General features: G+C 45.7%; 10 protein-coding genes. 1 reads left to right on the forward strand and 9 read right to left on the reverse strand.

The window, feature by feature from the left end; all coding sequences use genetic code 11:
- Position 1: 1 nt before the first annotated feature.
- Positions 2-1,777: a hypothetical protein gene (locus CTT30_RS08295; protein WP_252034620.1), complete on the reverse strand. Its 1,776-nt coding sequence runs from the start codon at positions 1,775-1,777 to the stop codon at positions 2-4.
- 401 nt (positions 1,778-2,178) lie between these two features.
- Between CTT30_RS08295 and CTT30_RS08300 the strand changes: the two genes are divergently transcribed.
- The gene (locus CTT30_RS08300) at positions 2,179-2,940 is read left to right on the forward strand and encodes an IS5 family transposase (protein WP_012126577.1); all 762 of its coding nucleotides are present in this window, start codon (positions 2,179-2,181) and stop codon (positions 2,938-2,940) included.
- 121 nt (positions 2,941-3,061) lie between these two features.
- On the opposite strand, the gene CTT30_RS08305 is transcribed toward CTT30_RS08300, so the two are convergent.
- The 8 genes from CTT30_RS08305 to CTT30_RS08340 all read right to left on the reverse strand — a co-directional run bounded on the left by CTT30_RS08305 (position 3,062) and on the right by CTT30_RS08340 (position 26,205).
- Positions 3,062-4,399 (reverse strand): IS4 family transposase, encoded by a 1,338-nt coding sequence (locus CTT30_RS08305; protein WP_252046590.1) that lies wholly within the window; start codon positions 4,397-4,399, stop codon positions 3,062-3,064.
- Positions 4,400-4,532: 133 nt separating this feature from the next.
- On the reverse strand, positions 4,533-4,751 hold the full coding sequence (locus CTT30_RS08310) for a hypothetical protein (RefSeq protein WP_143696923.1): 219 nt from the start codon (positions 4,749-4,751) through the stop codon (positions 4,533-4,535).
- A 140-nt stretch (positions 4,752-4,891) separates the two neighbouring features.
- Positions 4,892-5,095 carry a DUF2127 domain-containing protein gene (locus CTT30_RS08315; protein WP_252034625.1) on the reverse strand — a complete coding sequence of 68 codons (204 nt, stop codon included), beginning with the start codon at positions 5,093-5,095 and terminating at the stop codon, positions 4,892-4,894.
- A gap of 112 nt (positions 5,096-5,207) precedes the next feature.
- A complete protein-coding gene (locus CTT30_RS08320) occupies positions 5,208-6,500 on the reverse strand; it encodes a lysine N(6)-hydroxylase/L-ornithine N(5)-oxygenase family protein (RefSeq protein ID WP_252034628.1) in 1,293 nt (430 codons plus the stop codon).
- A gap of 74 nt (positions 6,501-6,574) precedes the next feature.
- A complete protein-coding gene (locus CTT30_RS08325; protein WP_252034631.1) occupies positions 6,575-7,543 on the reverse strand; it encodes a GNAT family N-acetyltransferase in 969 nt (322 codons plus the stop codon).
- Positions 7,533-9,770, reverse strand: a complete 2,238-nt coding sequence (locus tag CTT30_RS08330; protein ID WP_252034633.1) for a TonB-dependent siderophore receptor — start codon at positions 9,768-9,770, stop codon at positions 7,533-7,535. Before CTT30_RS08330 ends, CTT30_RS08325 begins: the two co-directional genes overlap by 11 nt.
- A gap of 137 nt (positions 9,771-9,907) precedes the next feature.
- Positions 9,908-15,328, reverse strand: coding sequence for a non-ribosomal peptide synthetase (locus CTT30_RS08335; RefSeq protein WP_252034635.1), 5,421 nt, complete (start codon positions 15,326-15,328; stop codon positions 9,908-9,910).
- The gene (locus tag CTT30_RS08340; RefSeq protein WP_252034637.1) at positions 15,325-26,205 is read right to left on the reverse strand and encodes a non-ribosomal peptide synthetase; all 10,881 of its coding nucleotides are present in this window, start codon (positions 26,203-26,205) and stop codon (positions 15,325-15,327) included. Before CTT30_RS08340 ends, CTT30_RS08335 begins: the two co-directional genes overlap by 4 nt.
- Between the last annotated feature and the right edge of the window lie 27 nt (positions 26,206-26,232).

The following is a 26,232-nucleotide window of genomic DNA, read 5'->3' on the forward strand; positions in this document are numbered from 1 at the left end:
ATTACACTGCCATTTTCCTAGTCGTAACAACGTTGTTCATTTCATGAACAAGCTTTTGGTAATCACGAGTAAACTGCTGAGTGATCGTCGCTAGAGCTTCACCCATTTCACTCATGGTTCGGTTAATCTCTTGCTGCATTTGAAGGTCCAGCACTTCAACTTGCTTCTCTACCGAGCTACCTGTCTTACCGACAGAATCTGTAATTTGGTCTTCTAAACTATCAAAGGTTCTACGTACTGCTTGAGCTTGTACTTGGAAGATATCTTCTAGCGTTGTTTCTAAACGCTCATGAAGCTTAGAAATAGCGTTTGTTGTTTCCTGCTGAATTTCTTTCGTGCTATTGATCAGCTCTTGGTTCGCTTCTTTTAATACTGTTCCAGTATCTTTCGCATCATCTTTGATCTCTGCGACTAAAACACGAAGCTGACTATTAAGCTCAACAATAGAGTCTTCAAGCTGCTGCTTAATTTGCTCTGCATTGTCCGTGAGATAGGTTGCACTGTTCTGAAGTGCCCCCGAGGCTGTTGTAACGTTGTCTGTAATATCGTTGGATGCTTCAGCTAAGCGGCCACCAATTTCTACCGCTCGGTTCTCTAGCTCATGTGAAACCTTAGTCGCGCCTTCCTCAAGATTTGTTCGCATTGATTCAACACTCTGGTTCGCTGTCGTACTGAAATTATCAATGATCTTTTGAGATTCAACCAACATAGACTCGTAGTGCGTTGAGGCTGCTTTTACTGAGTCTCCTATGACTGACATTGTACTATCCATCTGTTCCTTAATTTGAGGCATAGCTTCTACAGCTTTATCTCTTAGGTCCTTAAATGCCTCAAGCCTGTGTTCTAGCTCGGTTACTTGGCCATGACCTAGTTCCATAACTTGGTGCAGTTTCTCCATTGTTACAGGGATAGATTCAGCTCTCTCATTAATGTTCGCTACCGATTTTTCCGTTGAAGAGATTGCATCCACACCAAGCTGATATTTGGTCGCCATATCTTCCAGCTGAATTCGATAATTTTCTTGCCAATCCACCAGCTTTTTTACCGACTCATCTAATCGCTTGAAGTTTTCGCCAAATTGCTCAGTCAACTTATCGTTGAACTCAACAATCACCTCTTTTAGGGCGTTAATAACCTGCTCAGTTGCAGACTTAGACAATAAGTCTCCAAACTCATCCATCTTGGCCCATAGCGTCTCTTTAAACTCATTGTGATTGTCATTAACTTGTTTGAACTGCTCGTTCAATGCGCGCTGACCGTCATTGATGTCAGTACGAAGGTTCTTAATTTGGGATGTCAGTGAAGAATCTTCATCACCTTTAATAGCGGCAATGAGTTCATTTGAAGCATTCAGTTGATCCGTTGAAGTCTTTAGCTGCTGTGACATGACTGAAAATATTTCTTCAGGCCCGACCTCCTCTTCCTCTGAGTTATCCTTTTTTGGTAAAAGCCCCAAGATTGCTTTATAGAGGATTGAAGCTGCCATACCAACTAAGCTAGTAAGAAAGGCTGTTTTTAATCCCGCTAGTAGTGATTCAATACTTCCATCGATATTTGTTGGGTCAAACTCCATTAGGCCAACAACAATGCCAGCAAAAGTCCCTAAGATTCCGAGTGAGGTAAGAGTATTTGCGGCAGCTACTGTAAACCGAGGAGCTTTTCCCAAGTAAGCGGCTAGTACCGAAACCACAAGTAGACCAAGGATGAGACAGATAAAGAAGTTTGATACCGATTCAGCTGTAAATGAGGCAATAAATGAAGCAAGTATATTAGTCATAGGAGTCAGTGTAATTTTATTTGGAAGCAATACGATTAATAGAACAAGTGTGGGTATCTAAAATGGACGTATAGATATCAGCTCATAACACTCTCATAAAAGAATGTGTCCGCCTTAATGGTTACTATGAACTATCAACCATGCGTTCATGAGATAGAGCGAGTTCTTTCTACTTCTACCTATTGTCTATCTAAATTAATCGAACTTTAAAGATCATAAGCTTATTAAACGCCAAGCCAGCGACGGCGCATTTTGACTAACAAACATACAAATGAACAGGGTTAAAATCTAAAATTTAGTTATTTTTCACTAGGGTGTGTTGATCTTTCGTGAGTATTTTTTGAACAACATGGTAAAGAGTTATAATTTGCTTCGCCAAAAGTAAAACCATAACCAATACCATGCCAAGAACAATGCTAACTGATATTCGATGGGAACTGCTACTTCAAATTATGAAAAGTACAGGTCGTATTTACGATAAAACTGAACATCGAATGACATTTGAAGGAATACTTTATCGAATGAGAACAGGTATTCCTTGGCGAGATCTACCCTCTGAGTTCGGAGAGTGGAGTACCGTTTACAGACGATTTAATCTTTGGTCAAAGAAAGGGGTTTTAGATAAGCTTTTCAGAAGCTTATCTAGCATGGCTGATTTTGAATGGGTCTTTCTTGACGGCTCTATAGTTCGAGCGCACCAGCATAGTACAGGCGCAGCTACTGAAAGCTCAGAGCAAATAGGAAAAAGTTGCGGGGGCAACTCAACCAAAATTCACTTAGCTGTGGATAGTGGTGGCTTACCGATTTGCTTTGATTTATCAGAAGGTCAACGCCACGATATATTGCATGCCAAAAGCTTAGTTGAACAACTCGATGAAGTTAATACCATCGTTTGTGATAAAGGATATGACAGCGAAGCTTTCCGTACTTTTGTTAAGGAACATGGCGGAGAAACGGTAATTGCTAAACGCAATTATGGGCAAGATATAGACAAAACCAGTATGGATTGGTGTCTATACAAGTATCGTCATCTGGTTGAAAATGCCTTTGCGAGAATTAAGCATTATCGAGCTATTTCAAGTAGATATGACAAGTTAGAAAGGAATTATGCCAGCATGTTATCGCTGGCATTCATGTTAATGTGGTTACCGATGTATTGCTGAATACGAAATGTACAGCAAAGATCAACACGCCCTAGTTAATAGTGCCTCATTATTAATTAGCTTTATCTACTTCCTTGTTAAACACGTAACAAAACAAAGCCCGCTTATAGCGCAACGTAGTTCACTTAAGCGGTGCTGCGTTGCGATTAACAGGGTATCGGGTCTTTGATATTTTTACCGCCCTAGGCCGATTTGGCTTAGGGCGTTTGTCTATAAAGAGGATAGATAAATCTCCTCGAAGGCTCTTTAAGCGTTTCGGCGTGTGACCTAAAGACACCGCTTTACTCATCATTTTGAGCTGGCTGGCTATAAATTGGCAAGCGTACTTAAAGCTGATTTCATTAGGTAAGCGTCCGTGTTCAACGGCAGCTTGACTAGCCTCTCGTCTCACCAAGTTATAACCAAGTAATAACCCCCACAGCTCTTGATAGACGAGTTCGACTGTTTTGCTTCTCAACACTAAAGCGTTGTGTTGCATTGAGCTCTTGATGTCACGATAACCTAATTCGATTTCCCATCTTTCATGATAAAGCTCTGCCACAGATTGAGCGTCATACTGCTCTCTAGGAAGCGAGGTAAACACCGTTTTGGATTTACCTTGAACCTCATAACTGACGGCTCTGACTGTCCATTTTTCTGGAAGACGAGGATTCTTTTTACGAGCTTGCGGTGAGACCTTCATCTCCACAAGCATGTCACTGCTTTCTTTATCATCCAGTAGAGTATATTTGACTCCTTTCTTTGCAGGGAGAAGCCAGTGTCTATTTATTCCACTGTTTTGCAGAGAAAGGAGTAAATCTGCACCATAAAAACCTTTATCCAGTAACGTCACTGAGTTGTCTGGTAGAGCGTTAATGAAAGGCATCGCTAGAGGAATTTCACCTCGGCGATACGGGCTTATCGCCGCATCAACGATGACATGAGAGCGAACATTCATCATAGTCACAACTCTCAATACTGGATGAGGTGTTTGTCTGTTGCTAGATGTATTTCCAGAGCCAAAATGTTCCCTCAATTCTGGTGTGTCAGCCGTTCTAAAAAGAGCGCCATCGACAGCAAAAACTTGTAAGCCTTGCCATGTATCATCAGGGTATCGCTCAAGTCCCCACGTTTTCCCACATTGCTTAAACAGCCATTCGGGTGCTGCTTTGCCTAAGCGTTGTCTTGCTTGGGTTAAGGCGCTCTTTGCCAATAACTCTTCATCAGCCAAACCGTCAGCACAGACGTTCATTCTTCGAGCGACTTCGGCAATGGGTTCATTGCGGAAAAAAGCCATACCCACAATCAGCCACAACACCATATCGCTCGGTAATCGGCGTCGACGGATAGTCGCTTTATCGGACAGTGAGGCTGCTTTAGCTACCCACGCATCGGGAATGTGTTCAGAAAAGGTGGTGAGTTGGGCAACATCAACAGGGTTTTCTTCAAGGAAGTCGGCAAAGAAGTGTTGAATAGACATAAAAAATCGGAAACCTATAAACAGATTTCCGATTGTCTCTCATCAGAAGGATCGGTCAACCGATCCTTATCTGATCTACATTGCGCTTATAGCGGGCTTTGTTGTTTTGGAGTTTTCATTAAACCATCTATGTCTAATGCGCTTCCTCTAGCCGTTTTTCATTACCGAGTATCGTGTACTCTTGGCTAGCCTGCTCTAGCGTGTTCTGATATCCATCATATGAACACTCTCCAATATCGTTTCGCGGACATATGGAAACATGATTCTTATCGATCATCTCTATTCCACAGTTCGGGCAATATCTATCCATGGCAACCTCCTGACGTTGTCTGCCTTGTACATACAGGTTCATACCCTGCACTAGTCACTCTAGCCTTTTTCCGCTTCGAAACCAGCGATACTGCTCTCAGGTTTTCAGCTTTTTACACTCTATTACAGTATTTGCTGTACCCATGTTCAGGTTTGCATAACAAATATGATTTTCAGCACAAGCTAACTTTGTATAACTAATTCAGGCTTGGCTTGTAACGTTCTTGCAATATAGGCAATGATCAAGAGATTAACGATAAGTATCACAGCTCCAATTATACCCGGATGATGAATCAGGCCATACACTTCGAAAGGCACGTGGATGACACAGCCGATCAGTGCTAGCCACTCCGTCCAACGAAGCCCTTTCCATAAGCCTAAGCTCATCGAGTAATCGTGTATGCCAACGCCCCAGCATAAGCCCTTGGACAAATAAATCCCAAAAAAACAAAAAGGCCGTAACACTTTATGTTACGGCCCTTATAGTCTGTTTGATGCTTTAAGCTTCTTCTGCGACTTTTTCTGTTTCAAAGTTGGCGAATAGCGAGTCAACAATCTCTTTCGAACGTACTGCCAGAACAGAAAGCAAAGTATCGCTCAGACCATGTGATGATTCACAGCAACCTTGAAGGAATACGTTCACTTTGCAAGATTCCTGCATTGGTAGACGATAATGACGCTCAACCTGCTTATCCGACATTAGTGGTTCTAGTTTGTTCAACATTTGGTTGAACTGGTCGTAACGATAGCCAGTAGCAAGGACAACCGCATCGTAGTCGTGCCAGTTTTGCTCGCTATGAATGCGATCATTATAACGAAGCGCAATCTTACCTTCTTTCTGCCCTACTTCTTGAATATCGTGACAACGTAGATGTTGGTGCTTGCCTTCGCCAGTCACGCGCTGAAGGTATAGACGCTCATAAATCGCGCTAAGCTCTTCTGTATCGACTACTGAATAGTTTGTGCCATTGAAGCGAGAAAGGATGGTTTTACGCTCTTCATCAGTGCTCTTATATACGTGGTCCGTAAATTCAGGGTCAAAGATCTCGTTTACGAATGCGCTGTCATCCGCTGGGTGTAGAGCAAAATTACGGTTAACTAAGTGAACTTCACCTTCTTCATAACGGTTTGTCAGGTCAACGAAGATCTCGGCAGCACTTTGACCTGCACCGACAACCGCAATCTTAGTCGTTTCCGTACCAGCATTAAACTGCTCACGCCACACCTTGTATTTCGATGAGTGGATCACCTTCTCGTCATTCAGGCCGCTAAACAGGTCTGGAAGTTTCGGCATACCACCCATACCAATCAATAGGTTTTTCGCAATACGTACTGTTTGGTTGCCATTGATATCCGTTGAAATAACGCGAACTTTGGTAATTTCGCCATCAACTTCAATCGGTTCGATGTCGATAACGCGTTGTCCATAAGTCACGACAGAATCAAACTGGTTTGCAACCCAAGTCAGGTAGTCATTGAATTCGACGCGTGAAGGGTGCAAAGAGCCCAAGTTGATGAATGAACTTAAGCGGTCATGTGAATGTAGGTAGTTCACAAAGGAATAAGGGCTGGTTGGATTGCGCAGCGTCACCAAATCTTTCAAACAAGAAATCTGCATTCGAGTGCCATCTAGCAACATGCCACCATGCCATTCGAAATGAGATTTCTGCTCTAGGAAGCAGTAGCTTAATTCTTGGTTCTGCGCCGTTTCTTCTAACGCAATCGCAATTGATAAGTTAGCAGGGCCAAAGCCCACGCCAAGCACATCGTATTCCTTAATCTGGTCTGTCATTTTTGTAACCTCATGTTTTCCGTTGAGCTCTTTGGCTCTCTATCCCCGAGACACCCTAAAACTGGGTTGCGATACTAAAAGCAATCGCTAAAGAAGGTATCTCTCAACTGACACATTAGAGCTGCCCTCTTATGAGGGAAGTCGAATTCTTTTAATTTGGCGAAACCGAATTTCTGCAGATAACCAATCATCTTGGCGTTATCTGCTCTTGGTTCGCTAACGATTTTCTCTGTCCTAGGATCGGACAGGTAAAGGAAGTGGCATACTGAAGGAAGCCAAGCGGCCACCTTATGACTGCCACGGTGATGCTCTTCACCAACAAGCATATGAATACCGCGGTCGTAATCGCCTGCTGCATAATACGGCGCGATGCGATCTTCTTTTGTCCAATAGGCTTCAATGTAGGCAAAGGGTTCGTTATTAAGGCATACAATCAATAGCTGGTTTTTATCATTGACCAACTGCTCCTCTAGATAAGCTTTATGCTCTTCTAAAGTACCTGTCTGCTCCCAAAACGCGGCCACTCGTTCACTGTTTTGCCATTTGGAAAACAGCTCTGCGTGTTGCTCTACATCAAGCCCAACCAGAGACAGCGTCTGCTCTAATTCTGGAATATAGCGGCTGTATAGCTCACCTTTTTGAGGTCTTGGGCGAAGAGGATGGTAGCCATTGGAAGCGAGAATTTGCTTATGTGGAATAGCGCGACGCTGCTGTTTTAGCCACAGTTCTGGCAACTGCAGTAAAGTTTCTCGCCATACCAGACAAATACCTTCACCTGTGACATGAGTGATGTCGTTTAACGATGAGAAAGTAAACTCGCCAAGGTCAATACAACGTATATCCGTTCGGTGTTCAAGCATAAGGACAAAAGCTTGAACCACTTCCTTATCATTGATGGCACTGCTGGTCACACGCCAATAACCGCCACTTTCCTTGCTAAGTGTTAACTGACCACTTGGCATCTCAACGCAACATGTATCCCCTTGTTGCTGAATACTCTGCCCAAAGGGCAGAGTATTGTGGGTATCACGGTTACCAGTCATAGCTCAGACTCGCGATAACATTGCGGCTGTCACCGTAGTAACACCAAGTATTACCCGTACAAGTTGCTATGTATTTTTTGTCAAAGATGTTCTTCGCGGCAACTTGGAATTTATAGTCATCAATTCGGTAGCTAACCGTTGCATCGTAAAGTGTATAAGAAGGGACAGTATTTGCATTATCATTTCCAGCATAGCTATCACTTGTATAACGTACACCACCACCTATACTGAGACCGTCAAAGGTACCACCAAAGAATTGGTATTTAGCCCAAGCCGAAGCTGTAGTATCCGCCACTTGCTGGGGCTGATTACCTATTATGGCCGAGTTTGTATCATCTTTGATTTCAGAATCAACGTAGGACAAGTTACCAATTAATGTCAAAGCTTGAGTAACATTGGCGACCGCACCCAATTCCATTCCTCGGTTACGGATTTCCCCGATTTGCTTGATTTCCGAATTAACCGATTGGACAACATCCTTTTTAGTTGCTTCATAGACAGAAAGGTTAAAGTAACCATCAAAGCTTCTCGGTTGATACTTAACACCCGCTTCAAAAGCTTCACCACGCTCAGGATTTGCAGCTTGGTCGTTAACTGTTTTAATTACAGGTTCAAATGATTGAGAATAACTGAAGTAAGGAGTAAATCCATGGCTCATCACATAAGCAACAGCAGCGCTTGATGTCCATTCTTTATAGTCTGCTTTATAAGTATTTCCTGTAGATTGATTACTCTGTTCATTTGACGTGTCATCATATCTTACACCAGCTTGTAATACCCAATTTTGATATCTGATCTGATCTTGTATATATAGGCCGAGCTGACTGTTTTTAGTGATTGTGGTCTGCATATCTGATTCATTCAATTCAGGAAAAGGAATTGAGTTACTGTCGAGCAGCACCACATTGTTTGTATAGCTTGGATTAAAGATGTTGAACGATGGATCCGCAATGTCACCAATGCCATAGGCAGGGATATTCACAGTTCCATTACCATCCGCAACGATAGGATCCTTACCCGCAAAATCTTTGCTATCTATTTTTATACTTTGATAATCAGCACCCGCTAGAAGTGTATGAGACAGCTTTCCGGTGTTGAAGCTATAAACAACGCGATTATCAATATTAAATGCATCTGAGTGACCTTGTTCAGTTGTAACGCCTCGAACAATTGTCTGTCTTGAATTTGTTGGATCTAGAAATGCACCAAGATCAGAATCAGCAGCGTAGCCATTTGCATAAATCTGACGCAAGTCGATATCCATACGGCTATAACGAGCAGATTGACCAAAGCTCAAAGCGCTATTGAACTGATGCTCAAACTCGTAACCCAAAGAAAGCTGTTCTCGTTCAAACTTTTCCCAGTCAGGGTTTCCTACTGCAACATCATCTGAGATTGTGCCATTAGGGTTACTCGTTAAGGTCCCTTCCATTGGTAAAAACTGTAGATACGGATCAGAATCATCTTTTTGATAGCTAGTTAGGAAGGTAATGCTACTGCTGTCGTTAATGTTCCACGCTAGAGACGGCGCTATTAAAATACGTTCGGCATCGACATTGTCGACTTTGGTACCATTCTTTCGGCCCATAGCGACAAGACGGAAAGCAACATCTTCATTGAGTTCACGGTTAACATCCAAGCTAATCTGAGTTCTATCATACGAACCATACTCAACCGCAACTTGACCTGAGCCGCCATCAAATTGAGGGCGTTTGCTGACGGTATTGATCAAACCACCCGGTGGGTTTTGTCCGTACAGAACAGATGCAGGACCACGAAGAATTTCAACTCGCTCTAGAGCAAACGGGTCAATTTGCCAACTGTAGAAACCTGCTGAATATAGACGTGTGCCATCTTGGTAAAGCCCATTATTTGCTTGCGTGAAACCACGAATAACAAACCAATCTTGTTTGTTATCCTCACCATAAAAATTAGCTTGAATACCTGGCGTATACTGAAGTGCGTCTGAGATGCTGATTGACGCGCGGTCATCCATCTGCTCGCGAGTAACCACTGAAACCGCCCGTGGTGTTTCATGGATTGCTAAATCTGTTTTAGTCGCTGTACGACTTTTTTGGCCTAGGTAACTAAAATCTGGGCCTACAGCACTGTCGTGCTCTTGACCGATTACCACTACTGTTTCGTCTTCTGCTGCGTTTACTGCACCAGCAGATAGAGCGAACGCGACTGCCAAACAAGCTGGGCTCAGCAAAAACTGCCGATTCATGTCTCTCTCCTTAACTTTCGGTTTTACCGAATATTATATTAATAATTATGATAACCATTATCATTAGCATTTCGAATGCAAATGGAGTTTAACGAGTTTTATAGAAAAATGGAATCTATAAATTAGTCGTTATAGATCTATAATGTATTGATTATTAATAAGTGACGTAATTTATCTATCAGGACACTGTCTTGCACTATCCCTAAATGATCTGTATCCAACACTTCGCTGCTTAGCTGGGTGTTAACTTTTGACAGCTCCGAACTCAACAGATTGTGTCGGCCTTCAGGTTGCCCAGCCCAATATGCGGTTGGTTTGGTATTAATTTCTGGTAACTGATACTCATGACACAGCGCTCTCATGTGCTGCTCTACCGCCCAGCTATACAGCATTTGCTGTGCACTTTCAGATAGATAGTGATCGAAGTTTTGTTCAGCCAACCAAGATGAGAATACGTTTGGCCATTGATCGGGGGATGATTGATCAAATCCTGCAAGGCATGTTTGCTTTTGCCCTTCCGACAACTTACCCAAGAGCAATTCTAGATGTTCAATCAGCTTGGCTTTTGCTTTCGGTGATTCCCATTGATCTTCGGCAATTTCAGTGCCCGGCACATAGCAGTCCAATAACCCGAGGAAAGCGACACTTTCGCCGGCTGCTTCAAGGCGAGCTGCGACTTCCTGACAGAGCGCGCCGCCGAGCGACCAACCAATCAATGTGTAAGGTCCTGATGGCTGTATTTGACGAATAGTCGCGCAATAAGTATCAGCCATTGCGCTAAACGAAATGTCAAAGCGATTTGGATAGACGAAACTTTGAGACTGAACACCATAAACGGTGCGTATGCCCGCTAATGCTTGAGCCAGTTTCTGATAGCCAACTGTTCTGCCTGTCACTGGGTGAATGCAGAATACAGGTGCAATCCCGTCAACATCGGTATTAAGCTTTTCGATCAATTTGAGGTCAGCTTTGGCTGCTATCGCCTCACCTTTTTGCGATTTAGATGCCGAGTGTGTTAATTCAAGTTTTTCTTTCCATGCATTGGCTTTGGTCTCGATATCTGATTGCGAATAATGACTCGTTGCATATTCAAAATCAGCGCTCAATACACCATCCACAACTTGGGCATTGATGACCAAAGGCGTCAACATAGTATTATCATCTGCTTGATCACGCGAGTTTGACGACACTGGTTGGCACCAATGAGCAAAACTATTGCCTTGATACTGCCCCAAGTAATTGAATGTAAGCTCCGCAGTTTGTTCTTGAGGCTCATCCTCTAAGTAGCGCAGTCCATAGCCAATGCCTGAATCTTGGTTCAATAGCGCCATGCGCTCGGCGATATCGTCTCGAGAATCTGAGGTATTCAAAGTCATCGGATATAGGCTCGTCATCCAGCCCACCATGCGGCTAAGATCTAGCCCTTCAAAGACAGACTCGTCACGACCATGACTTTCTAGATACACGCTTTGACCATCTTCGTTGCTTCCCACAATTGCTGTTAAAGCAGAAACAAGTTCAACTGTGATGTTTTCACAGCTTAGTAAATCCGACGTCACCTCACGGCTTAGCTCAACTTTTAGTGAGCGCTTGTTGCCATAAGTTGCTTTAGCGTGTGTATTTTCTGCGTGGAAAGCTTGTTCGTTCCAAACGGCTTTCCTAGCTTTGCCTTTTTCTGTTAATGCCCATGTGTTGAGGCTATCCACTGCCATATCCAGAGAGGTGTAAACAGGTGGTAGCTCAACTGTTTTCGTTGAGTTTTCGTCACTAGAAAGTGTTTGCTGATAAGCACGCCATAAGTCATCCATAAGGACTCGCCATGAGACGCCATCTACAGCTAGGTGATGAATTACTATCATAAAGCGAGATTTCTGCCCCTCGATTTGAGCGTAGCCTGCCTGAATCAGTCGGCCTGCTTCTATATCAAGGCTTGTTTGCAACTCGTGAGCAAACACTTCGAATGCTTCTAAGCTGTTTAGCTGAGTTTTCCATAGAAGATCATGGGAGACATTCTCTACGTATTGCTGCTGCCATTTACCCTCATTTTGAGAAAACGACAATCTCAACGCAGGATGGTGCTCTACTAACCCTTTAAGCGCAGTCCCCAGTGCCTGAATATCCATATCCTGCTTCAACTCAACACACACATGCTGGTTCCAGTTATTTGGCTGAGCAAAGTTTTGCGCCATGAAATGAGCCTGAATTGGCATAAGACCAAATGGTTCTTTTGGCAACTCTCTTTGCTCTTGCTCAACCGCTGCTTCAAGTACTTGTGCTAACTCGCTCAGCACTGGCGCTTGGAATACTTGCTTTGGAGATACGTTGAGACCTGCCAGTTTCAATTTGCTCACTAGCTGAAGGCTCAATATGGAGTCCCCACCTAACGCAAAGAAGCTATCTTCTCGGCTGACAGAATTAATACCCAGTAGCTCTTGCCAAATCTCAGCAAGGAGAGTTTCTTTCTCACCTTCCGGTGGCAAACCTTGCGACAACTCAGATTTGAATTCTGGTTCCGGCAGCGCTTTTCTATCCACCTTACCTGCTGGAGTTAACGGCAAATCATCTAGCACCACGAGATGTGCTGGTACCATATACTCAGGCAGATGCTCTGCAAGCTCAGACAATATCGAAACGCTATCAGCCTTGTTTGCATCAGCGCCATGCAGGTACCCCACAAGATGGGTCATAGAGCCATGACGATGCGCCGCAACCACGCAAGTCTCGACACCGGATATTTGCTGAAGCCTTGATTCGATCTCACCCAGCTCAATTCTGAATCCACGGATTTTTATCTGTTGGTCAACACGGCCAAAATACTCCATGACACCGTCTTCCCGCCAACGAACTAAATCACCAGTGCGATACATACGCTCGCCATTATTGGTAAATGGATCCGGAATAAACCTTTCTGAGGTCATATCCGGCTTGCCCAGATACCCGCGTGCCAAGCCGACTTCTTCACCAATGTACAACTCCCCGACTGCGCCTTCGGCAACTTGGTTAAGCAAACCATCTAACACATAAAGTCTACGAGCCCCAACAGGTTGACCGATAGGTGCATAGGCACTGGTCAGCTTATCGTGTGGGTAAGCACGCCAAATCATTGGTGTCACCACAGTTTCTGTTGGCCCATAGCCGTTGATAATACGTGGTGGATTTACGACTGACTGAAGGCGGTCATAGGTTTCACGGGTAAAGGCTTCACCACCCAAAGTCCAAGAGCGTACATTCAACTTAGGCTGAGTCGTCTCAATCCAGTCCAATAAAGGACCGACATAACTTGGAGGGAAACAGGCTATCGTAATCCCTTCTTGCTTGAGGACTTCACAGGTCTTCTCTGCACTCCACAGTTGCTGATCGCGAATCACCAAGCGAGAACCAAACGCCAAAGGCACTGTCCAGCGCTCTACCGCCCCATCAAAACTGATTGAAGCAAAGTGAAGTTCAACGTCATCTTGCGTCATCCCATATTGAGTACCAATCGTCTGGACATGCATACTCAGGCCATCATGGGCAATCGCCACACCTTTAGGTTTACCCGTCGACCCTGATGTATAGATGATGTAAGCCAACTGCTCTGGCAAGAGTTCTACTTCTGGCTTGGCTTTTGATAGGCCTTGCCAATCTAGCGCATCCATATAAAGCGGTGAAACCGAAGCCGCCGGATCCGCATGTGAGAGGACGTGTGAATCAATCTCTTCCCAACGTGAGCGCAATGATTTATCGCTGATGACCAAGCTCGCAGCAGAATCCTCGATCATGTAAGCCAATCGGTCGGTCGGATAATCAGGGTCAAGTGGTAGAAACGCCCCACCAGCCTTCATAATGGCGATCATCGCTATGATCATATCGTTGCCGCGCTCAAAAAGAACGCCCACAGCTTGATCGCGAACGACACCCTGTTCCACTAACTGATTCGCTAGCTGGTTCGATTTTTCTTCCAGCTGTTTAAACGAGACACTTTGCTGACCATGTTTTAATGCAATGGCTGACGGTTGCTCAATACCCTGAAGATCGAACAACTCAGTGACGGGTAGATAACGCCATTCACCTTCTGGCTGCGACAGTTGCGATAATCTGGCGAGTTGAGCCTGATCCAGTGAGTTAAGCGCAGCCAATGGTGTATTCAGGTTTTGTTCTGCTTGCGAGACCAACAGGTTCAGAGTGCTAGTAAGCGAAGCCATCATCTCGGGGTCGATACGATCTTTTGCGTAAGTCAGCGTTACCTGAGTACCACTCGAAGATTCCAACACATCCAAAGCTACATCAAACAATGCGAAGTTGCCTTTAAGTGCCAGAGGCTTTGCTGCCACACCCGGAGCAAACTCGACCGACTCGGTTTGATTGACCTGATGATTAAACAACACTTGAAAGTAAGGTGTTTCGCCAACCAACCTTTCCGCCAACAATGAAGAAACCACACGATCAAACGGCAATAGCTGGTGTTCCTGAATCTCCAGCACTTTGTTGTGAGCTCTAGTCATGATTTGACCAAAGCTCTGCTCAGGTTGTATGTCTTGCGCAACCACATTAGTGTTTACGAAAAAGCCAATAACGTCAGATACCTCTGGTCGGGTGCGGTTAGCCATTGGCATACCAATATTGATATCGTTACGTCCTGTCAACTTGAACAGCGCTGCCTGCCAAATGGCTAGCCAAAAACTCGAAGTGGTGACGTTATTTTGCCTTGCAAGGCGTGCAATGCGTTCAGAAACATTACCGTCAAATTTTAGGCTTACCTGCTGTGCTTCTCGACGCTGATTAGGTGCAATATCGCCCGTCCACTCAAACAATTTTTGCGGCTGCTTCTCACCCAGCTCTTGCTGCCAGAATTGAAGATCCTCGTCCCCTTTGCCCGCTTTTAGTAGTGCATCCTGCCAGACAGAAAAATCACTGTACTGGATACTCAATGGCTCTAGAGACTCACCCTGATAGGCGGTGACCAGATCCCGCATAAATAATCCGATAGACCAGCCGTCAGACACAATATGGTGCATCACGATGATCACATGGTTTTTGTCTTCAGATGCACGAATACACGCCATTCGCACTGGCATCTCATGAAGCAAATCAAACGGCTTAGCGATAAATTCCGCAGTCCATTCGCCCAGCTGACTTTCCGTTAAGTGCCTAGCATCTTTAAGCTCAACGTGAGCAATACAGTGCTGGTCAACATATTGCTTCGGCTCGCCTTGGCCTGAAACAACAAAGCGTGTTCTCAAGGCGTGGTGCTTGCTCATGACTTCAGCAAGCGCCAGTTCCATTTTGTCGGTAGAGAGATCACCAGTGAGCTCAAAACCACCACTGATATGGTAAGCACTATTACCAGCATCAAGCTGGTAGATGTCCCAAAGTCGTTTCTGCGCCGGAGAAAGAGGCACATCACGCACCTCTTCTGCTGAGACAATCGGTAGCTTTTCAAAGCTCATTCCTTTGGCATCAAGCAGAGCGATAAATTTCGCCTGCTCTTGCTCGCCAAGGTTTAGAAAACGTTTTGCTAATGCAAATTTGTCTATTTTTGGTTTTTGTTGTGCTTTTGAATTTGATTCTTGGGTCATAACAATTCCAACTCGTCCATTAGTGCTGCCATGGCGTCGAGTTCATCCTGTTCTTGTTCATTGTTTGCCTGATACTGAGACTGAAGTGCATCCGTTAGCGCCTGTAGCGTCCCAGCGGCAAAGAAGTCTTTTAATGAGATCGCTAAGTCGAGCTCTTTTTGTGCTTGAGCGACGATACGTGTAGCCAACAGAGAATGGCCTCCGAGCGCAAAGAAGTTATCGTCTAAGCCGACTTTTTCTGAGCCAAGGACTTGCTGCCATGTATTGGCAAACCAAATTTCCAATTCACTCTCTGGGGCGCGATATTCCACCTTACTCCACTCTGGAGAAGGCAACGCTTTGCGATCACGCTTGCCATTTGGTGAAAGAGGCATTTCATCCAGTGCAACGTAGATGGCAGGAACCATGTAGTCGGGAAGGTGATCATTCAAGTGCGCTTTAGCAGCGGTTTCTTTTTCTGAATTCCACTCACCGCAAACCACGTAAGCGACAAGCTGCGTACCTGTTTGATGTTCATAAGCAATGACTGCCGATTCATCGACGTCATCGTATTGGTTGAGAACATTCTCAATTTCTTCCAGCTCAATACGAAGCCCACGAATTTTTACCTGATGATCTAATCGGCCCAGATATTCAAGTCTGCCATCTGGCATGCGGACCACTTGGTCACCGGTGCGGTACATACGAGAACCGATGTTTCCATCTTGCTCGCACGCAAAAGGGTTTGGCACAAAGCGATCGGCGGTCAAATCCGGTCTGGATAGGTACTCACGCGCGAGGCCATCCCCCGCAAGGTATAGCTCACCAGGCACACCGACTGGGACTGGATTCCAACAATCATCCAATACATGAAGCTGAGTGTTGCTAATCGCATGACCAATCGGGATGCGCTTACCGACAGGTAAATCACATTGCCAGTAAGTCACGTCAATAGCCGCTTCAGTCGGACCATAAAGGTTATGCAGCTGGCAACCTGGCGCGCCCGTCAACACTTTTTCAGCCAACTCAGCAGGTAAAGCTTCACCGCTACAAATAATGCGGCGCAGGCTGCTGCACTCTCCAATATCCGTTTCACTTTCAAAAGCATGAAGCATCGAAGGAACGAAATGGATCGTCGTTACGCCCTGCTCGCGAATGGTGTTATGCAATAACTCAGGTTGTCGGTGATGATCTGGCTCAGCAATCGCTAGTCTTGCACCATACATAAGCGGCCAGAAGAACTCCCATACAGAGACATCAAAGCTAAACGGTGTTTTCTGGAGGACACAGTCACTGGCATCTAACTGATACTCGTTCTGCATCCAAGCCAAACGGTTGTGCAGTGCCGACTGGGTATTTACCACGCCTTTTGGTAGTCCTGTAGAACCGGAAGTAAAGATGACATACAGCGACTGGTCAGCCTGCCAATTTACCACTGGAGCCTCAGTGCTCTGCTCGTTGACTTGCTGTAAGATCTCAGCCTGATTTAGCGCCACATACTGACATTGAGGGTTTTCCGGCCATTGTGGCAAGGTCTCACTATCGGTCAGTAAAATGGATACGTCCGCAGACTCAAGAATGTAATTCAAACGTTCTGCTGGATAACTTGGATCCAATGGCACATAAGCACCACCAGCACGAGTAATCGCATGTAAGCCAATCACTAGTTCAAACGAACGTGGTAAACCAAGGCCAACTCTGGTTTCTTCGCCCACACCTTGTTGACGTAGCCACTGAGCCAACTGATTCACTCTGCGGTCGAATTCAGCGTAAGTCATTGACTGCTGCCCCATGGACAAAGCAATCGCCTCAGGGGTGCGCTGTGCTTGAGCTTCAACAGCGACTGGTGGAGGAAGCATTTCACCCCATGATTTCTTCGTCGCGTTGAATGCTTCAATTTGTTCAAACTCGTCAGAATCAACCAACTTGAGTTCAGACAGCATTGCGTTAGGATTCAATGCAACTTGTTCAAGCAGCTTGAGCCAGTGACCAAGTAACGCTTCGACAAACGTTTGATCGAATACTGGTGCTGCATAGTTAACAAAACCACTCCATTCGCCGTCATCATAGGCCTGAACATCTAAGCTCAACTCTAACTGAGCCGCGACCACGCCCGGATCAAACGCTTCTGCTTGTAATCCTCCCCATTCAGCGAGAATTGAGCGCTCAATACGTTGGAAGTTGAAACTCGTCTGGTACAACGGATGGTGCTGCAAATTACCCGTCACACCAAGTGACTCTACCAATACCTCAAATGGCACATCCTGATGCGTCAACGCCTGCTCAGTAAAACGTTTTGTGTCTTGGAGCAGATTGTCGTAACTCATTGCCGCGTCTAACTGCGCAGGGATCACCAAGTTGTTAATGAAGCAGCCTTGCATCTGCTGAGTGTCTGGCTGTGTTCTGCCTGCGACAGGGATACCAACTCGAATTTCATCACGCCCAGAATACTTGTGAAGCAATAAGTGCCACAGGCTTAACATAACGTTAAACGGAGTCGTTGCGCTTTGTGCAGCAAGAGTCTCAATCGCTTTGACCTGCTGCTTGGTCAGAGTAAAGTGATGACGCTGACCGGTGGTTTCGAGCTGATCTCTCGCGACATCGCTATGGAGAACAAGCGGCTCAATATCTTTCGCTAACGCCGCTTTCCACCATGACAGTGATTCTTTGGCATTATCTGACTTTAACCACTCTTGCTGCCAGCTAGCGTAATCGGCGTAATCCAGCGCGACAGTCTCTACGCTTGACTCAAAGTGTCCAGAATGACTGTACGACGAATAAACCGCCGACAGCTCTCGCATTAGGTTTTGAATCGAAATGCCATCAGAGACGATGTGATGAACAACCAGAAGTAACTCAAATTCCTGTTCTGAATGCTTGATTAAGTATGCTCTCAATAATGAAGGCGATGACAAATCAAAGGTTTCACCGATCCAGTTAAGGCGCTGATCCTCTATGCTAGAGAACTCATCAGCTGAGTATTCTTCTAATGCAAATTGACTTACATCGTCATCAGAATGGATAGACTGCATCAGCTCGCCATCTACCTGCATGAAGCTGGTACGCAGAGCTTCATGGCGGCCTATCACAGTGCGCAACGACTGCTCTAGCCACTCTCTATTCACTGCGCCTTTTAACTTAAGTCCAAGCGGCATGTGATACGCAGAGCTTTCCGGCATCAGCTGTTGAACAAACCATAAACGCTTCTGTGAAGCGCTCACTGGCATGTATTCCATGCGCGGCACTGCTTTGATCGTGACTGCGGGTTCTTTGAGTGAAGTGCACTGAGTTGCCATCACATCTAGTCTTGGAGAATCAAAGACACTCTGAAGTAAAAGACGAATCTGGTGTTTTTGCTGCAAACGTCCAACGAGCTGTGTAGCGAGCAATGACTGACCACCCAGAGCGAAGAAATCATCATGACGACTGACTTTCTCCAGTCCAAACAGGGCTTGCCATTCTTGTGCAAGAAGCTGCTCAATCTCACCTTCTGGCGCTTCATAGGCTTTGTGCTGAACATGGTTATCAGGCTGCGGCAGTTTTTTCTTGTCGACTTTACTTGCTGGCGTCAACGGCATTGACTCCATGACTACAAGCTGTGAAGGCACCATATAGTCAGGCAGTACTTTCGCCATTTGAGCGAGAATATCATCGCTGTTTATTAGGTCAGCCTGACCTTCTATGTAACCGACCAAGTACTTTCCAGCTGAACCTTCAAAGGCGGTAACAGCACTCAATTTACTGCCACTGATACTCTGTAATCGTGACTCGATTTCACCTAATTCGACACGGAAGCCTCGAATTTTTATTTGGTCATCTGCCCGACCCAGATACTCCATTACGCCATCTTCGCGCCAGCGAACTAAGTCGCCAGTGCGATACATACGCTCTCCATTATTCGCAAATGGGTCTGGAACAAAACGCTCGGCTGTTAAGTCTGGACGATCAAGATAGCCGCGAGCTAAGCCAACTTCTTCACCAATGTACAATTCGCCACTGACACCAGACGGAACCGGACGAAGGTCGCTGTCCAATACATACAGACTACGTGCACCGACAGCAGTACCGATAGGGGCATAAGCACTTTCTAGCGATGTTTCAGGATAAGCCTGCCAGATCATTGGCGTCACGACTGTTTCCGTCGGGCCGTATCCGTTGATAATGCGCTTCGGATTCAGTACCTGCTGAAGCTTGAAATAGGTCTCTCGTGTAAAGGCTTCACCACCCAGAGTCCAAGAACGTACGGCTAATGTTGGCTGTTCAACCTCAATCCACTCTAGCAGTGGTCCAACATAGCTTGGCGGGAAGCACGCGATGGTCACGGCTTCACGCTCAAGCACTTCACATGTCTCTTGTGCACTCCAAAGCTGCTGGTCTCGAATCACCAGCTTTGAACCAAAGGCCAGAGGCACAGTCCATCTCTCTACTGCACCATCAAAACTGATTGAAGCAAAGTGCAGCTCGATGTCTTTTGGTGTCATGCCATATCGTTGGCCAATAGTTTGAACGTGCATACTCAGACCTGAATGAGAAACACACACACCTTTAGGTTTACCCGTTGAGCCGGAGGTATAGATCACATACGCCAGCTGCTCTTCTAAAATTTCAGGACGATTTAAAAGAGGTTGCTGAAGGTCGATTTCAGAATACGCAATGATATTATCTGGCTGACAAATCTCACGTGCCAATTGTTGCGAACTATCGTCTGAAATTAACCACTGTGCATCGCTATCTTCAACCATGTAGGCCAGTCGGTCTTGAGGGTATGAAGGATCTAAAGGTAGGAATGCAGCTCCGGCTTTCAAGACACCGATCATTGCCACCAGCATGTCTGCGCCACGAGCAAACATCACACCAACCCGCTGGTCTCGTTGAATGCCGCGTGCGATTAGCTCAGCGGCCACACCATCACTGAAGTCATCTAGCTGTTGGTATGACAAAGCAAGCCGCTCCGAGCCATTATTTGATAAGGCCGTTCCCCCAAGAGGATTCGCCACAAGAGCTTCACTATCTGGTTGAGCAAGCACCTGCTCTTTTAACAGTTCAGTGAAAGGTTTGTAAGTCCAAGGTTCAGACGCTTTTACATGACCAGACAAGCGAGACTGTTGCTCGGTGTCCAATACATCAATATCACTCAGGTTATGAGTCAGCTTATCGACAAGCTGCTCAAGATAATGAGACGTCGTTGCTGACAACGCATCAATATCTGACTGTGAGAATTTCGCTGAGTCGTACGCAAAAACAATACGTAATGATTCACCTGGCAATACCGCCAGCGTTAGCGGGTAATGCGTAAACTCATAACTGTCAGGCTCGCCAATTTTAAGGCCAGTTTCACTAAACAGGCTCTCATCCAATGGGTAGTTTTCAAACACCACCAACGAATCAAACAGATTCTCACCAGCCAGTGGAGATTGTGCCTGTACCTCTGACAGGGAGACATGGCTGAATTCACGCTGCGCGCTCGCCTGCTCTTGTATATCGGCAAGCCATTCACCGGTTTTCGCCTGCCAGTCGACCATCGATGTAACAGGCAAGGTATTAATAAAGAGCCCAACCATGGCTTCACTGTTTGCCAGTGACGATGGTCGGCCCGCAACCGTATTGCCAAAAACAGGCTGAGACTGACCCGTGTAACGTTGAAGCGTCAGTAGCCATGCGCCCTGAATGAGAGTGTTTAGCGTGATACCAGATGACTTCAGTTGAGACTGCCAACCACTTAGTACCTCAGCACTGAAGTCCACGTTGTGGCGCACATGCCCTAGTTTATCTGTGTTCGAACCGTATTGTTCCACCAACATTGTTGGCGCTTCAACACCATTCAGATAACCACGCCAGTACTCTTGAGCACTTTCTGGTTCTTGCTGTACAACCCATTCTAAATAGTCAGCAAAATCATGACTGACGACAGGCAGGCTCATGTTTTGATAGTGGGCAAACAGTTCGCTGAGCAAAACACCGGTGCTCCAACCATCCATCAGAATGTGGTGAATCGTGAAGATACAAGCGATCTCATTGTCGCCCGTTGTCACTAGATCTACTCGCCACAAAGGTTTTGGCTGCTGTGCGCTCGCATCTTGTTCCAGTTCGAAACCTTGTTCAATGAGTGAACGTTTATAGGACTCCAGTTCAAAGCCTTCTTCCTCTCGCCCATCAAAGACTCTGCTCGTGATAGGAAGGTCATCCCATACATACAGATGCGCCTGACCTTCGACTTGATGCAGCGTACTACGTAGAATCGAATGACGCTTCATCAAGGCTTTCCAACCCTCTTCTAACTGGCCAGCATCAGCGCCAGATATTGGTAAGGTAATTTGGTTGACGTAGGTGCTTGTGTCTTGCGATAGCTGAGCGTGGAAGTACAAACCTTGCTGTAGCGTAGACAGTGGTAGAATTTGATTCGGAAGTTGATGAGCGTTACCACTTACATGGCTTAGCGCAGCAAGACTCAGATGAGTATTTGGCGCATCAGCTTGTGTCAAAACGGCTGAGTTAGACGTGCAATGTTCTGTCATCACTTTGATTGCCGACTCTAAGTGACGAACATACGTATCACACTCAGATTCCGACAAAGCAGAAAGTGAAAACTCCAATTCGACATCAAAGCCATCATCAGTTTCGCTGATATTCAATACAATTGCGGCATCCGCTTTGGCATTTTCTGGTCGCCATAAGCCAAACTCACCCAGTTCAGCCCCTTTAACATCAGCCTGCGCCGCTCGGCCTAGGAAGTTAAATAGCACATCAACATTGTCTTGATACTGCCATTGCTGCTGAACAACACCCGCGGAATAACTCAAACCACCATCTGTGATTGCATGTGAGCCATCTTTTACACTCGCTAACAGTCCACTAATGCTGTCACTTAACACAACTTTTTGCGGGAACAGTGCGGTATGCCAGTTAACACTGCGTGAAAGATCTAATCCGAACGACTCACTGAATCGACCATGGCTTTCGCGATGAATGACAATCTCGTTTGCAGAGGTTATTTGTTTTACTGCAAGCGCAGACAATGCCATCAAAGTCTGCTCCTTGCTCATTCTGGCAAAGGCTTGAGTCGATGTAAGCAGTGGTTCGGCGAGTTCTTTGGTTATATGGTAACTGCGCTTATGAATTCCATTACTTTCTTTATCAGTACTTCCATGGAAAGCTGGCTCAGCTCGCTGAGCATTCCAGAATTCGGACTGTTTATGACTGATATGTAGATTCTCTAATGCCTCATACCAATCAGCCTGATTGTGAGTTTTAGAGGCAAACGCATAAGAGTCAACACCCATTTCTTGCTGGTAACTTCCCAGCAAATCTTGAATTAGCACAGGCCAAGAAAGCGCATCAATGACAAGGTGGTGAACGGCAACCAGCATTTCGCCCGTCTCAGTATTCAGGCCAACGGACAATTGCTTACCAACAGACGGGTTAATCGCACTCTGCACAGCATCGATGTCTATCTGCTCGGCATAAAGGTGGAATGCAAAATCTGCGGTAGTCACATATTCAGCTAGATACTCTGCTGCATTAGGTGTTGTGGTATTAGGAGCCTCGAAAGAAAGGCGCAAACTATCATGATGTTGCACCACTTGCTTGAGTGCTAGAACAATCGCGTCTGCATTAACCGGAGCTGGCAAGTTGAGTTTTGCGTACTGGTTACACAGTTCTAGCTGGCCATTCTTATCTAGATAGTTCTCAGTGAATCGCTTCTGCATTGGCAGCAAGGATACTTTGCCATTCAGCTCACCTTGTTCAGCTGGTTTGATTTGGCTATCGAGAACACATAACGCCATTTCACCAAGCACAGGGTGGTCAAACACTTGCTTTGGTGTCAGCAACAAACCTCGTTGACGAAGCTTACCTACCATTTGTAGCGCAGTAATTGAATCTCCACCAAGTGCAAAGAAATGGCTGTCAGAGCCAATAGACTCTACTTTTAGGAGCTCGCGCCATATTTCAGCCAGCTGATGTTGAATGCCCCCTTCCAGCGGTGCTCCCACTTTCTGTTCTTCATCCCAATCCGGTACGGCAAGTTGCTTGCGATCCACCTTACCAGCAGGTGTCAGAGGGAGTGTCTGGCTAACAATGATACGTGACGGCACCATATAATCTGGCAACTGGGTGGCTAACTCTATACGCCATTGAGATTCAGATTTTTGCTCTGTTTCACTCAATTGAACATAACCGACTAGGCGCTTTCCTGTCGGCGACTGGTGTGCGACAACCGCACAAAACTCAGCATTAGCAAGCGTCTGTAGGCGAGATTCAATCTCTCCGAGCTCAATACGGAAGCCACGAATTTTAACTTGTTGATCGGCACGGCCAAGGTATTCAACAACACCATCTTGTCTAAATCGAACCAAATCACCAGTGCGATACATACGCTCGCCGTTAGCGGCAAATGGATCCGGAATAAAACGTTCAGCAGTCAAGTCAGGTCGTTTCAAGTAACCACGAGCAAGGCCCGACTCCATACCAATGTACAGTTCTCCAATCGTTCCAAATGGTACCTGCTTAAGGTTCTCGTCCAGCACATACAACTTACGGTCACCTACAGGCTGACCAATCGGCGCGTACGAGCTTTCCAGTTTATCTTCTGGATAAGCACGCCAGATCATCGGAGTAACGACCGTTTCTGTCGGGCCGTAACCATTGACGATGCGAGGTGGATTGACCACCCGTTGAATTCGTTCAAACGTATCTCGGGTAAATGCCTCACCACCCAGTGTCAATGAGCGCAAAGACAGGTCTGACAGAGTTTGTTCAACCCAATCTAGCCAAGGTCCTGCATAACTTGGCGGGAAACAAGCGATGGTGACTTTCTCGTCTACCAATACTTGAGTCGTTTTTTCTGGTGTCCACAACTGTTGGTCACGAATGATAAGTGTTGAGCCAAACGCCAGTGGCACAGTCCAACGTTCCACTGCACCATCAAAACTGATAGAAGCAAAATGCAGCTCTGTATCTTCAGGCGTCATGCCATACTGCTCGCCAATCGTCTGGACATGCATTGTCAGTCCGCGATGACTGACTGCCACGCCTTTAGGCTTACCTGTTGAGCCAGAGGTGTAAATCAAATACGCCAGCTGGTCTAGGTGGATATCTTGATATGAACACTCAACAGGCTCACATACTGCAACCTCAGTTGCTAACAAAGATTCAATAGCAGTGCACTCTTGAGCACTTTCAGATCGGATGAAAAGGTCTTGAGCCTTCGCCATCAAGTGTTGCTGAGTCAGTAACTGCTGAGTTTCGCTGTCTTCAAGCATAAAGCTGATGCGTTCAGCAGGGTAATCCGGATCAATTGGCAGGAATGCGCAGCCTGCTTTGATGATGCCTAGCATGGCAACCAGCATATCGGTGCCACGCTCCATCATCACACCGACAACACTTTCTGATTGAGCCTTTCTTTGACGCAATGAGTGTGCGACTACATTCGATTGAGCATCTAACTCAGCGTAAGTCAGCGTTTTATCGCCATGTTTTAAGGCAACTTTTTCAGGACGCTGTTTTGCTTGCTCATCCACCAGCGCCATAAAGGTCACTGGATTCCATGTTTGTTGTACCGCTGAGTGCGCTTCCAAGGCCACTGTATCTGACGTAGAAAGCGCGTTAGTCTGTGCTAGAGACTGTTGAGGAGATTGGCAGATCTGATTCAGAATGTTTTTGTACGTGCTTAAAATGCTGTCAATTTGAGCTTGAGTGAACTTCTCTTGTGCATAAACAAGTCGCAGCGATAGCTGCTCTCCTGCAATCGCATCAAGGACAAGTTCAAAGGGTGTTTCGGTCACCGGGAATTCTTCAAAAAAACCTTTAATTGTGTTGCCATCCTCGCCCGTGCTTTTCACAGCGAGCTTATGCCCGTGACTACGATAATTGAATGCAACAGTAGGAAGCGGCGTCTGACCTAAAAGCTTCTCTATAGGTAAATGAGAGAACTTCAATGAGTCGCGCAGATTGCTTTTCACCTGCTGCACAACTTCTCTCAAGTTCAACTCTGGATTTGCCTGTACACCCAAGACCACATTATTAACGTAAAAACCGATATTCCTTCTATTCGCAGAGTCTCGATTCAATGCTGGTACGGTGATCGACGGATGAGAATTGTTGGCATATGAAGATAGAGTTAACAGCAATGCACAAGACAACACCTCAAATTTGGTCACACCAAAATGTTTGGCAGTCTGTTCGACCAAGATTGATTCATCAATGCCCAATGACTCTTCTATATGCCCGGCGGTATAAGCGCTCTGCTCCTGAGTCGTCTTGCCTTGAAGAATACAGGGCTCCTCGCCCACTAACTTCAGAGCTTCCCAGTCCGCCTTCTCTTTTACAGGATCGAAGTCATTTTGACTTTCAGAAAAATCAAAGTAACTGACCCCTTTTGGGCTTTTGGGTGGCTTTCCTGATACAAATTGAACAATGGAGCTTACAAACAACTGTAATGACCAAGCATCGGTAATTAAATGATGCGCAGCAATGCTCAAAGCAAATTTATCTTCAGCTAGCTGGTATAGGTGGAATCTACACAGTAGCTCATTTCCTAAGTCATACGTCTGGTAAGTCTTAGCTTTGGCTTCTCGCTTTACAATGTCAGCAGCGTCAGCTTCATCGGTCAAATCGACAAAAGCCACTGGGACTCGGTCATAATGCGCAGACTGCTGAGGTTGTCCATCCCTTTGTTCGATCTTAATACGAAAGACTGGGTGCATTTCTAATATTTTAGAAAGTGCGCCTAGGACTTTTTCTTTAGTGATCCCCTCACCCGATAACCATGCAACACCGCCTAAGTTATACGCAATACTTTCTGGCATGAGTTGATGGAACAACCATAGACGTTGCTGAGAATGAGAAAGTGGACTCCAACCACCATTGGCCGGAGTCATCGTGATATCATCCACTGACATACATATACCTAAAAACTGTTAAATGTC

This window comes from Vibrio coralliilyticus (assembly GCF_024449095.1).
Lineage (GTDB): Bacteria > Pseudomonadota > Gammaproteobacteria > Enterobacterales > Vibrionaceae > Vibrio > Vibrio coralliilyticus_A.